Genomic DNA, 12,834 nt, shown 5'->3' with positions numbered 1-12,834 from the left:
ACTTAGACGTCCCCCTTAGCCTGAAAATATCCTGGTATGATTAGTGTATATTTTCTATTCTGATCATAATCTAACGTGAATTGTTTATAGGTACTGTCCTTAATCTGTTTAATATAATCCTCAGTAATTTCTGTATCCGTTGATAAGATAATGACTTGTTCACTTAACTCTTTATAGTAATGATTAATAAGATATGAGCGATGATAACTATCCAGTCTTCCCAGCGGCGTATCGATAATCATAGGTAGCGCATAACGGGATGACTTTGTAAGAGCCCAGATCAGAGCAGATGAAATAATCTGCATTTCTCCAGCAGAACGATCATGGACACTAATTTCTTGGTTTCGGTCATTGTATAACCGGATCGTAAAAGAACTCATATCGAATTCAATCTTCCCGAATTCATCTTGTTTACGAAATAATTGGTTAAGCATGAGTTTGAATTGTTCACGTATAAAGTTGGCTTTTAATTCAGTTAATTTTTCGATATAGTCATCGAGAAACTGGATAATCAAAGCGATGGCTTCAAATTGTTCTTGATACTGGTTGTTGTTATCTTCTTTCTTCTCAGTTTGCGTTAGTTTTTTGCTAAGACGAGCTCTTTCTTCGCTTAATGTATTGATTTTCCGGGTAGCTGATTTTAATCTCAGTTCTACTTCACCAAGCATTTTGGTTAAATTATCAATTCTTTCGTTTTCTTCCTCTATATCTACCGATTCAGGGGCTTTTCTAATCTCCGATTCATATTGTTGAATCAAAGTTCTTTCTTTCTCCATTTGATTGTAAATGCTCGTTAAATGTTGAGAAGTCTTTATGGGTAAGTTCATTAAATTTCGGTGCTGTTCTTTATTTAAGTCATGGAGCAGCTCGATTTCCTCAAGCTCTGAATTAATTTTATTTAGTTTGGACCAAATTTTTTCCCCTGATAGCATAAGATTCTCTTTTTGGGTCGATGTAAGAGGAGGATCTAGTTCAACTTCAAATAAGTTTGATATGAAATTTTGATATGGAACTAGTGAAGCTTCTTTAACTAACTTTTGCTGCATATAGCTTTCTTCTTTCTTTAACTCTTTCTGCAACAGCAGGTATTGATCTCTTAACAGTATGTCAAAAGCAGAATCCATAAACTCTTTAGTGAAGTTAGTTTCAAAACTTTGGAGTTTGGTTTCACTAGCTGTCAGCTTTTTGATATAAACTTCTCTTGATGATGCATTGAGTTTAATTTTATTCTCGCGTTCTTTCTTTAAAGCCTGGATTTGATCCAGCAGCTTCGTCTTTCGATTCTCTTCTTTGTCTTTTCTGGCTTTAGATTCATCTAATGATTTATTCGTTTCTGCGAGCTCATACTTAACTTTATCCTGATTGGTTTCAGGAGACTTACTCGCATTAGCTTTAAAAATCTTGGTGCTCAGAAAAGAAAGAGCATCCGTCAAATCTGTTCTTAGTGCTTTATAAGCTTCCAGACCACTTAATTTTTGTATAGCTTCCTTCATCTCATAACTATTTTGTCTTAAAATGATATCTTTAATTTCTTCTCCATCAAATATAAAAAAGGGCGCAACGTGATACGGAATCGTTCGATCAATAAAGCGATTGTAGGTTTCCATATTATTGATGATCTGTGTACGGCCGATTCGCGCTCCTGGTTTACGGATTGTAATTTCTCTTGTCTCATAGACCTGGATCTTACTATGATCAAATATCCACTTTGTTTTTAATTCCCATTCTTCTTTGTTATTAACTTCGACAGTCAGGACTATGTAGCACTCTCTTCCGCCTTCGTTAAAAAAGGTGTTATTAATTACATTTGAAAAAATACGTTTATACTCCTCAGGAGACATTCCGCGTTTGCCGAATAAACTATAGTGTATGGCTTTTAAAATCGAAGTCTTGCCTGAACCGTTAAGACCTCCAATTAATATAATGTTCTTGTTATCTTGACGTGAGTTGTCAGGGATATCTAGATCTAATTCTTGATGTCCATAAAATGTTTTGTAGTTATTGAGAACTAGTTTCTTAATAATCATGAAGATTATACCTTTCCCTTCGTATGATAACCGACCAAATCAATATAATCGGTGCGTTTTTCAGCTAATGATATGTTTTCGTGCATGTTCTTTTCTGCGGTTCTGACTAGGAGATTAATTAAGTCCGGAGTAAGATTATATAGATCACAGAGATCGTTTAATAGTTTTTTTTCTTGTTGTTTTAGTGTTTCCATGAAATCACCTTTCGATTTATATAGTAATTAGTAACTAGTTAAAGTAGATAATTTTACCTAATTAACTATAGCATATATGTTGAAGCATTAGGATAAGAAGGGGGGATGATTTTATAAAGAGTAAAAAAGACCAGGCAGATTGAAATCTGACTGGTCTTAATGCTTTCTACTTAATATTTCTGAAAATATCTAAATCTGATTTGCTGATATTTGGATTTAAAGTGATTCGAATGGTTTGTCTGACTTCCTCAAGAGTTAGTCCTGCTGAAGTAAGGACATGGCTTGGTTTGCTTGAACTGCAAGCTGAGCCCGAAGAAAGTGCTACAAATGGAGATAACTTTTTGAGTAGAAGTTCATTGTTTACTCCTATAAATTGCAAACTAATAAGGCCGGGAATTTTATTCTCGGTGTCAATGTTAAACGTTATTTTATTACCCAAATTTTCCGAAAGTAGTGCAATCAGGTATTCTTCTAATTCTTTCAGTTTGGTGATATTCTCGTTTAAATGTTTATGGGCAATTTCAGCTGCTTTTCCTAATCCTACAATATTATGAACGGCAAGCGTTCCACTTCGGTAATCATTTTCTTGACCGCCCCCGTGTAATAGGGGAGTTAACTTGGTATAAATCTCTTTGGATTGTTTCCGAATTACAGCTACTCCGATTCCTTTAGGACCGCCTATTTTATGGCCAGACATGGATAAGAAACGAATCCCTGGTAGTTCTTTTAGGTAGAATGGAACTTTACCAATGATTTGTGTAGCATCTGTATGGAAGAATAGATTATTCTTCTCAAATCGTTGAGCAAGATCTGGTATAGGATTTAAGGATCCAATTTCATTATTACCCCAAATAATGGATGTAAGAAGTGGTTGGTGCTTCAGTTCTTCGGTAAGTTCGTTCACATTAACCCTTGCAAAAGAATCGACTTCAAGATACTTCACATTCGTTCCACGTTCCTCCAGATATCGGAAAGATTCTAATACAGAAGGGTGCTCCGCTTGAGATGTGATCATGTAATTTGAGTTTTCAGATAATCTTCCGTAATAGTCTTGTACCCCTTTGATGATCATGTTGTTACTCTCCGTTGCACCGCTGGTAAATACAATTTCATCATCATCACACCCAAGTAATAGAGCTACTTGTTCTCGCGCAATTTTTACCGCCTTTTTAGCATTCTCAGCTAATAAATAAAATTTGCTTGAAGGGTTTCCGTACTCTTCCTTCAGATAAGGAAGCATGGTCTCAAGAACCTCTGGATGTAATTTAGTTGTAGCGCTGTTATCTAAATAGATCATATATTATCCCGGCCCTTTGTGTTAGATTAGCAAGGCACGAATGAATTTTTCAGCATTTCCTGCGCCTTTGTACTCTGCGGCTAAGTCACGTATACCTCTTTCAAGATGGGCATTGAAGTATCCGGGGAAGTAATCTTCATCGGTCAGCTCTTTATTCGCAGCCTGTGTAATCATTGCCCGAAAAATATAATCGAATTCCCCAGTAACTGTATTTCGGTTAAGAACTAAGCCTTCACTGAAGTCTTTGCTGAGAGGGAGGACATCCCCTTTTTTTATAGATAGAGCTACAGCATAACGAATCAGAATATTAGGTGTTATCCCTGTGGAAGCTTGGAGCTGTAACAGGGTTTCTTTTGTATATTTAGACGTTTTGAGAGTGAAATTCATTTTGGGCTTATCTCCTTACTCATATTAAAATATCTGCCCCGAACGATTTCAGCTGTTTCCTGGAATGAGTTGTATTCTAATGTATAGCATATTGAAGTTATATCTTTAATCGTTTCGAAATGTTCAGTTCCAATTTCTGAGTCTGTAGTGAACATTAATACCTGATCCCCGCATTTCGGAATGAAATGTTCAATCAGAGACTTTTTATGGTCTTGATCGAGTCGTCCGAACAATGTGTCAAAAACAAATGGCAGTTTCCACTCAGATACTTTAAACATAGCCCAGATTACTGTCAACATTAACATTTCCTTTTCTCCAGCTGATAAACGTTCCTTAGTAATCTCATGTCTTTGTTTATTGTAAAGTGTAATCTGAAAACTTGATGAATCGATATGAATACGGTCAATATAATCCTTTTTTCGGAATAAGATATTAATCATTTTCGTTGCTTCTTTAGCGACATCGTTCAGTTTCTTTTGCCACTGCCGTTCCCTGAAACGCTGACTTACAGTCAATAACTTCTCAGTCATTGCATAAGAGCTTTCAGATTTATAATACTCGCGTATTCTATCATTAAGTTTAATTAATGCGATTTCTTTATGCTTGATTTGTTCATGTATTTCATTGATTTCATCTTCTTGTTTTTCGGATATCATTTTGATTTGTTCTAATCTTCTATTACTTTCCTCAATTCGCTCAAGAAGTTCTTTGAATTCACTTGAATTATCATTAAGATCAATCGCTTTACGTAATTCCTGAGACTTTTCTAATAAAACAGCATTTTCATCAAACAATTCAACATAATGCTGTGACTTGATTGATTGAACGTTTTTATGCATGGAGTAGACTTCATTCTGTTGTTCAAATGAAGATCTATGGAACACTTCGGTAATTGAAGGTTTAATAAGGTCTAATAGACCACTGTGCAAACTTTCAACTTGTTGATCTGAAAGATTCAAATTCGACGATGGTGTAAGGCTGCTTAGTAATTGTGATAGGTGATCCTTTTTCAAGGTTGTATTTATATACTCAAAAGAGTCATAATCCTTCTCTTTGGCAATCTGATCTGTAACTTTTGCTAACGTTTCACGAGCAATATAGAATGGAAGATAAGATATAGTAAATGCTTTAATCTGATCAGAATTTTGTTTTCTGCGTTGCTCAATTTCATTGACTTGTTGGATTAACTGCTGTCTGTTCTCCTGAATAAGTCCACCATGAATTTCAAAATCCTTCTTATCTTGTCTTATTAAATCTGTGAGTTTAGCAGCTTCATCTTGATGATTAAGCAGATCACTTTGGAGATTTTTCAATTGATTTTGTAGATCATGAATTTCTATTTCAAGTAAATTTTTGATTTCCAATTCCCTAGAAGCGTCAGAGTTTTTCTTTGCATGCTGTTGTCTGTAGTTTTGAAGATCTTTTTCTAGGTTAACAAATAGGTCTAGGTTAAAGAGGATCTTTCCTGCATCCTGTAAATAATCAGGGATTTTCTCTTCAGACACAATTCTGGATATGTCCTCACCATCAAATAGACAAAGTTCAAATAACCTTGGCGGCATTTCTTCTCTGAGTTTATTTTGAAAATCAGAAATCTCCTGGGCATTAAGATGAGCATTGTTTTTTTTAACAGAAAAATATTCTCTAATCTTATTCTCTTTAATACTCCAGCTGCGGATTAAAGAGTAGGTAATAGGTTCAAACTCTTCTGTTGATAGATATTCAAGAACAATTTGGTACTTATCCTGATTATTTTCATGAAGAGCTTTTCGATTAAGCAGGGATCGGATTTTCTTGAAATAAGCTTCATTCTCAGTAATATAACCGTAGGCCATAGAACCAAATAAAGCGATTCGAATGGATTCCAGAATGGTAGTTTTCCCAGCTCCGTTTTTCCCACCAATTAATATTACATTATGGTTAGTGGTTGTTTTAAAGTTAAAGTTGTTAAGATCCCCGTGATAAGCACCAATATTACGAAGGACCAGTTTGTTGATCTGCATGAATTATCTAATCCACCTTTATAAATGTAAGAAATCTTGGTTTAAAGTCTTGTCAAAAGCCTGAATCAGCCCTCTTCGAACTTTCACACCGGAGTAATCCTTCTCTACTGCAATTAGCTTTTTAAGCAGATTCAAGTTTACCCCTTCTTCCTGGCAGAGTGTCTCTAAATCAGTAATCTGATCTTCTTTAAATACAGGGCGGTCATCTTTATGCCAATCATAGATTTCTCCGGTTTCCTCTTCAACAATTTGAGGGAGGCGATCTTCCCATTGAAGATCGTTATGCCAGTATTTACGGATTTCCTTAAGTTCCTCAAAAGTAATGAGCTCGATATTTGGATCATAAAGTTCCCGAACTTTTTTCTGAGTTCGAAGTAGTTCTCTGAGAATCTCTTCTCGAGCATTTAAGGTGAAAGGGCCCACCCCGAAACGCTTGAACTTTCCATCTTCATCTTCAACAAATACATCAAGTTGTTCAATTGTTGCCAGATTTATATTGTTATCTTCTATAAATTGTTTGATCTCGGATTTTTTGATGCTTTTATATTTATTCGCTCTAATGTCCTCTTCATTAACTCCTCCGAGGTTCGTTGTCAGATAAACTTCACCATTCATTCTATGTTTTTGACGTTTAGAACGATCTTCACGAATATTCACTAGGTAATTTCTGAACTCATAGAGTGGAGTTAGCCATTCTACACCGCTATTAATAAATCCACTCAGTGCTTTATCTTCGTTTACAACTGTGCAAGTCCAACATCCAAATCGACTGTTTCCGCATGAACCCGCACTTTCCTTAATTTCTTTATCTACAACCAGTGGGCATTCACTACTGGAATCTTGGTACAATTGCAGCAGTTCATTATTATCATCGCCCCAAGGTGAAGGATATTGGAGCAGGAATTCCCAGATGTCGTCTACATGAAATGATCTGATCGGTGCAAATACAAAGGCATTCCGCAGGGTGGAGTGCCGCATTAAATTTTTCCCTTCTATAGTATGTGACTGCATGACAGCGGCTCGAGTAGAGCTTTCGGAATCTCGGACCCCAAGAAGCATTACAACTTCACCAAATTGATCTACTTTTTCAAGAATGAACCTGTTGGCAGGTTCAATTTTTAGCCGGTCAGTGCACCATCTGAATTTTTGACGTGGAGTTGGATACCCTTTCCCAATAATAGAAGCCCAGAATGTTTGCTCGGCTTTTGGTCTTACTTTTTGGGTTTCAATAGGAAGTCCCATTTCAAGGGCTCTAGTCTGAATTCTTCCTAAGGTGCGGGTAATTTTATCAATAATAAGTGGTGTTTCAACCTGAGTATCCGAAGAAATCACATATATTTTTTTATTTAATTGGTTAGGTGGAAGTTCGCTTAATGCCTGAAATACTATTTGAACCAGAGCAGTGGAATCTTTACCTCCGCTAAAGCCAATTACCCAGGGACGATCATCAGATAGATATACTTCTTTCACCAATTCTCTGGATTCATTAAATTTACTGCCAGTGTTAAAAATATTAAGTTCCAAGAGGAAAGACCTCCTTAAATTTATCTTCTATTTTTTGTTCTTGTTCTGTAAGAGGGAGTCCAATTTTATTCTTAATGAGATTGGCTGTTAGTTGAACAGTCTGATTGTTCTTATTAATACGACCAGTATGGCTGTAGGCACGACCTTGCCAATCTTCTTTATTATCCCTGCGCCAGTCAATATGTTTTAATTTCTCAATATATTTCTGCCACTCATCTGGATGATAGAAATAAAGATAGTGACCTATAATACCTATAGCTTCTAAGAAAACACCATGAGCAACTATAGAATTTGCCCGTAAATCTCTAGGTGATGTTTTCTTCATCAGCACCTGCTGCCATTCATTAATAGTAGCAATTAAAAGAATCCAGAACTCATTTAAGAATTCCTTTTCTTGCTCAGAGATCATCTCGCCTTTCCGCTTGCCTAGAAGTCTGCAATTCGTATTGAATATATGGTTTAATGCAAATAATTTAGGAGAATTTTTTGAAAGGTTCACCTTTTCCCGATCGGTGTATCGATCCAGCAAGGGGATCTCTGAAATTACTCCTTTTGTTATGAGAGACATTTGATCGCGGTGATCATAAAGTATACCGATAGAAGAAGTTGTGTTCACCGCATGTCGATTAAGATCGGAGAACATTTGCTGAGAACGCACAAGCCCTAAATCATGAAAAAAGACTACAGAAATGGTCTCATCTCCGAGTTCTGGAGCAATCTTCAAAGCTTCTTCAATTGACGCTCTCCTGTGTTGACCGTCATTAATTAGAAACTTTGAATCAAGTGAGATCGAGAGATATCCTATATCTTTAAGTTCGCTTGAATGCTCCTGAAAGACTAATTCCCCATCTACAGATGCCGTTAACGAAGAAAATATGTAGTCCTTTGGATTCTCAAGAATATAGTTGGTTATATCCGGAATTCTTGATTTATTCATAAGACGCTGAGCCCGGTGTTCAACGGGAATCTCTTCTTCATCAAACAGAAATATCCTAGGAATCAGCCTGAGCGGGCACATCACTGTATAGAATTCTCTCCCTGCTTGAATTCCACGGAGAGCGGGAAAACTATAACTAAAGTTCATATAGAGCATTCTCCTTTATTACGTACGTAATATTAATGAATGTAGTTTGATTTTACTTCAATACGAACGGATGTTCAATATTTATATTAGAAAATTGACGAAAAAGGGAGATAATAATTAAAATTTCTAAAATATAAAGGTGATAACACTTCCCAAGACATAGTGCATTATCTTAAATCACATCTCTGGCCCGTCCTTGTTCAAGCCATGTATAGTAAGTAACGCTTACACCTGCTTCACTGTGTTATCAGCTTTCGCTTTATGGATGATACAGTGAACCGTACCATAAGTAAGCACAAACTCAAGGAAAGCGTCAAAGAAAAATACAATATCCTTGATGCTCTTTTGCTGGATGATTGCCAGTATTCACGGTCTCTAGCCAATTGAGAAAAGATATGGAACGAGTGTGGGATATAAGACAACCTTACTGGTATCCATTATTCGATTGCAGTAGAGAAGACCTTATATCTTTTGATTCCGAATATATAGAGAGTGGAGAAAAGCTAAATGATATTATTACTTTGCTTACGCACCATGAAGTTGAGCAGGTGATTGAATTTCTAGAAACAGGTGAGACTTTTAATATACAGGTTTCCAATCTGTATCCTTATTATGGTTACAACGGCGACCTTCCAGGTCGTGAGGGGTTTTGGACTTCACACAAAATGGACTGGATTATTTATGCTTCACACGAAGGAACAATAGCTTTTGGTGGAGAGTGGCTAGTTAAAGGATTAAAATTATTATGGTCTGATTGGGGGAAACCATACTGCTTGGGATACAAAGAACTAATATTCTATATTAGAGAAGTCCTATGCAAAGCAAAGAAACCACTCCATGTCCGGAATGGCTTTGTTTATATTTTGATCCAATCACCTAAAATGACTGGACCCTCAATAAAAAATTTAAATTTCAAAATCAATCGTACCCTTGTCGGTTAACTCAAACGGACCAGGTGTGACATCTGCATCGGGTCTCTTTGTTCCGAAAAAGTCGGAGTTAAAATGATATGGACTGCTGTCCGGCTCCTCAAACTTCATGTTGGCGTGATAAGTCTTTCCAAGCAGGTCCGTGGTAACCAACAGGGCAGAGACTCCCCGAAGCAATTCGGGATCATGGATCTGAATGTGCACCTTACCTTGCGCAGGATCAATTTCAACGTTTATACCCTTCTGTGAATAGATCTTCGCATCCGATTCGTGACGACTTGGAACCGCATCGTTAAGAAATACATTGCCACCCATAGCTACCGGAAGTACGGCATTGCCTATAAAGAAATCCTTCGCGGCATCGCCAAGCTCCATAAGCTCCTCTTTGGTGTATTCCCACCATTTCTTATCTTTCACATCCGGATGTTGATCGTAGCCGCCAAGTCCCACAGCATGCAGATAACATATGGAATTGTCCGGAACACCATCCATGACCGTCTTCCCGTCCTCTCCAACTTCATCCCTTGATTTAAGGGGAAGATGCTCAAAAAAGGTGATGGGCACAGGCTCCTTATTAGGATCATTGTCACCTATAAAGATATTGTTGTAGTACCTGTCATCGCCTCCAGTGATATTGGAGTATCCGGCCATGGCCGTCTCGTGAGGGAAGTGATATGGCGTAATACGAGTAATTTCGGAACGAACTACAAATCTGCCTGCAAACAAATTATGAGCAAATGCCCCGCCCTGAGCCATATTTCTGAAATTCATCGGAGAGAGAAATAGATTGTGATCGACCATATACGGACCATGGCACACCTCAACGAAAAGGTCTTCCGAAAGATTGTCAAAAAATACATTACGGCTGATGCGAGTGCCCTGTGCCTGCCAGTCCAGCCAAAGTGCACGGTAACAGCTATACATTATATTTTCGCTAATTTGAGTATCCAGTGAAGCATGCAGTTTAATTCCCGCTACTTCGGCACCGTGTCTGAGTCGTTTGTGGTGAATATTATAAATACGGTTCTGATAAATGCGGCTGAAGGCTGCTCCCATATGACCCACAATACCTGCCTGTTCACAATCATGAATTACATTACCTCGAACAATGTGACTGCCGACGTTATCCTTATGCCAGCCGGAGCGTAATGCTCGTAAAATAACCTCCTGCTCACGTTGAGTACCGCCTTTACTATGCTTCTCCAAAGACTTGGTGTGACCTGTACCGATTTCGGTACCCAGGCTAATACCAACGCATTTGGATTCACTGATGATATTGTTTTCAATAATCCAGCCCTTACTCCAGTGAGGTCCAATCAAACCTTCCTGGTAGTCCGTAGGTGGTGCCCATTGGGGGGAGGCTTGACGAAGTGTGAAACCGCTTACGGTGATGTAGTTAATTCCCGGTTTCTCAGGCCAGAAGCAATAAGGACGTACATTAATTTCTACATTTTCCGTACGAGGGTCTTTTCCACCAAAGTTGGCCCAGATTTTTGTTGTTGTAGAACCAACCTCGGCATACCATTTTAACAATGAATCCTTAGGATACTTGGCTTCGGACCAAACTTCAGAATTGTTAACGCTTTCAATACTATCGCATTCATACAATGATTTGCCATCCAAATAGACATCGCCGAGATGAATTGGGAAGGGCCCGTCAAACAACCAGTCTCCACTGAGCTCTACCTCATAGGGATTGCGAACGGAAAAGAGGGAATTGGGCACTTCTGTGCTCCAGACATGGTTTCCTTCAGAATTCCAGTTGGTAATCCGTTCAGCTCCTGTAATCAATACTTCTCCGTCTCCTGCGGATCGATATACGATTCTATGCTCCGCTGTTCCTCCATTAGCCGGGTTAACCCATTCCCTGTATACTCCCGCATGAACAATAACTGTATCACCGGCCATGGCATGAGCCGCAGCGCGTGATATGGTACGAAGGGGTTGATCCGCTGTTCCTTTTCCTTGATCATTCCCATGTATGGATACATGATATTCCATAACAACTCTCCTTCTATTTTAAAATGTTTGTTGTATCCCGTTATTATACTAGAAATAAATATATTGGGAGAGATAGGAAGGCGGATGTTAGGCTAAATGGATACTGATATAAGGTAAACCACATCCACTACCCTATGAAGTTGTGGATTTTTGCGTATTAAAGTCTTTTAGCTATTGTTAAAAGCTATGACTAGCCATGCTTTTTTCATATAACAAGCATTCCTTTTCATCATGCTATACTCATTAGACTAAAAAGTTAGAAGGAGAAATAGTTATGATACCATTTCGTAATGATCATGTAGGTAGCTTTCTACGTCCTGCAGATTTAAGTCAGGCACGTGAACAATATAAATTAGGCAACATCACATATGAGCAATTAAGAGCTGTGGAAGATAAAGAGATTATTCGAATCATTGAAAAGCAAAAGGAAAATGGCGTATTGGCAGTTACGGATGGTGAATTCCGCAGAAGCTGGTGGCATTTTGATTTTCTGGGCGGCTTGGATGGCGTAGAGCTGTATGAGCAAATAGACGGACCAAAATTCCATAATATGCAGACGCGCAAGGGCGGGCTTCGTGTTGTTGGTAAAGTAGATTTCTCGAGTCATCCCTTTGTTGAGGATTTTGAGTTTTTGAAAAAGCATGCTGGCGACGCAGTGGCGAAACAGACCATTCCAAGCCCGAACATGCTTCTATATCGATTGGAGAATGACGCCAATATCTATACGGTCCGAGAGCAATTCCTTCAGGATACGATTGCGGCGTATCAAAAAGCCATTCAAGCCTTCTATGATGCGGGATGTCGATATCTGCAATTAGATGATACAGCTTGGGCAGACCTATTCTCAGACGCTGGTCACGATAAGCTACGTGCTAAAGGTCTGGAACCAGCGGAAGAGTTGAAAACGATGCAGCGCATGATTAATGAATCCTTGTCTCATAAACCGGCAGATTTAGTTGTGACGATGCATATTTGTCGTGGTAACTATAAATCGAATTATTTCTCAACGGGTGGTTATGATTACGCTTCTGAAGTTATCTTTGGAGGCTTAAACGTAGACGGATTATTCTTAGAATTTGATGATGAGCGCTCAGGTGGTTTCGAGCCATTAAAATATGTGAATCGAAAAGATTTGAAAATCGTGCTTGGTTTACTCACATCGAAAACAGGCGAGTTAGAGGATAAAGAACACATTAAAGCTCGGATTGCAGAGGCGGCAACCTATGTACCACTTGAGCAACTTTGTTTGAGTCCACAATGTGGCTTTTCGTCTACAGAAGAAGGCAATATTTTAACGGAAGAACAACAATGGCGTAAACTTCGTTACGTTAAGGAAATTGCAGAAGAAGTTTGGAATTAATCCATCTAAATAACGGAGGGGATGTAAA

The 12,834-nt window shown here is 38.2% G+C and carries 9 protein-coding genes; 2 read left to right on the top strand and 7 right to left on the bottom strand.

Annotated features, from left to right (window positions below):
* Positions 1 to 2 precede the first annotated feature (2 nt).
* The 6 genes from dndD (MKY92_RS30180) to dndB form a co-directional block, all read right to left on the bottom strand.
* The gene (gene dndD, locus MKY92_RS30180; RefSeq protein WP_339298680.1) at positions 3 to 2,027 is read right to left on the bottom strand and encodes a DNA sulfur modification protein DndD; all 2,025 of its coding nucleotides are present in this window, start codon (positions 2,025 to 2,027) and stop codon (positions 3 to 5) included.
* Positions 2,028 to 2,387: 360 nt separating this feature from the next.
* Positions 2,388 to 3,518: an aminotransferase class V-fold PLP-dependent enzyme gene (locus MKY92_RS30175; RefSeq protein WP_339298679.1), complete on the bottom strand. Its 1,131-nt coding sequence runs from the start codon at positions 3,516 to 3,518 to the stop codon at positions 2,388 to 2,390.
* A gap of 21 nt (positions 3,519 to 3,539) precedes the next feature.
* Positions 3,540 to 3,905 (bottom strand): DndE family protein, encoded by a 366-nt coding sequence (locus tag MKY92_RS30170; protein ID WP_069012346.1) that lies wholly within the window; start codon positions 3,903 to 3,905, stop codon positions 3,540 to 3,542.
* Positions 3,902 to 5,908: a DNA sulfur modification protein DndD gene (gene dndD / locus MKY92_RS30165; protein ID WP_339298678.1), complete on the bottom strand. Its 2,007-nt coding sequence runs from the start codon at positions 5,906 to 5,908 to the stop codon at positions 3,902 to 3,904. Before dndD (MKY92_RS30165) ends, MKY92_RS30170 begins: the two co-directional genes overlap by 4 nt.
* Positions 5,909 to 5,926: 18 nt before the next feature.
* A complete protein-coding gene (gene dndC / locus MKY92_RS30160; protein WP_339298677.1) occupies positions 5,927 to 7,432 on the bottom strand; it encodes a DNA phosphorothioation system sulfurtransferase DndC in 1,506 nt (501 codons plus the stop codon).
* Positions 7,422 to 8,525, bottom strand: a complete 1,104-nt coding sequence (gene dndB / locus MKY92_RS30155; RefSeq protein WP_339298676.1) for a DNA sulfur modification protein DndB — start codon at positions 8,523 to 8,525, stop codon at positions 7,422 to 7,424. Before dndB ends, dndC begins: the two co-directional genes overlap by 11 nt.
* A 374-nt stretch (positions 8,526 to 8,899) precedes the next feature.
* Here dndB and MKY92_RS30150 point away from each other — a divergent pair, with 374 nt between their 5' ends.
* Positions 8,900 to 9,457: a hypothetical protein gene (locus MKY92_RS30150; protein WP_339298675.1), complete on the top strand. Its 558-nt coding sequence runs from the start codon at positions 8,900 to 8,902 to the stop codon at positions 9,455 to 9,457.
* Here the strand turns inward: MKY92_RS30150 and MKY92_RS30145 are convergent.
* Positions 9,422 to 11,446, bottom strand: a complete 2,025-nt coding sequence (locus MKY92_RS30145; RefSeq protein ID WP_339298674.1) for a right-handed parallel beta-helix repeat-containing protein — start codon at positions 11,444 to 11,446, stop codon at positions 9,422 to 9,424. The genes MKY92_RS30150 and MKY92_RS30145 overlap by 36 nt on opposite strands.
* A 274-nt stretch (positions 11,447 to 11,720) precedes the next feature.
* On the opposite strand from MKY92_RS30145, the gene MKY92_RS30140 reads away from it, so the two are divergent.
* Entirely contained in the window at positions 11,721 to 12,806 is a 1,086-nt protein-coding gene (locus MKY92_RS30140) for a 5-methyltetrahydropteroyltriglutamate--homocysteine S-methyltransferase (protein WP_339298673.1), read from the top strand.
* Positions 12,807 to 12,834: the final 28 nt, after the last annotated feature.

Origin of the sequence: Paenibacillus sp. FSL R5-0623 (genome assembly GCF_037974265.1) — a bacterium.
In the GTDB taxonomy this organism is placed as follows: Bacteria; Bacillota; Bacilli; order Paenibacillales; family Paenibacillaceae; genus Paenibacillus.
The sequence above is the reverse complement of the archived record's forward strand: the minus strand, read 5'-3'. Positions and strand labels throughout refer to the sequence as shown.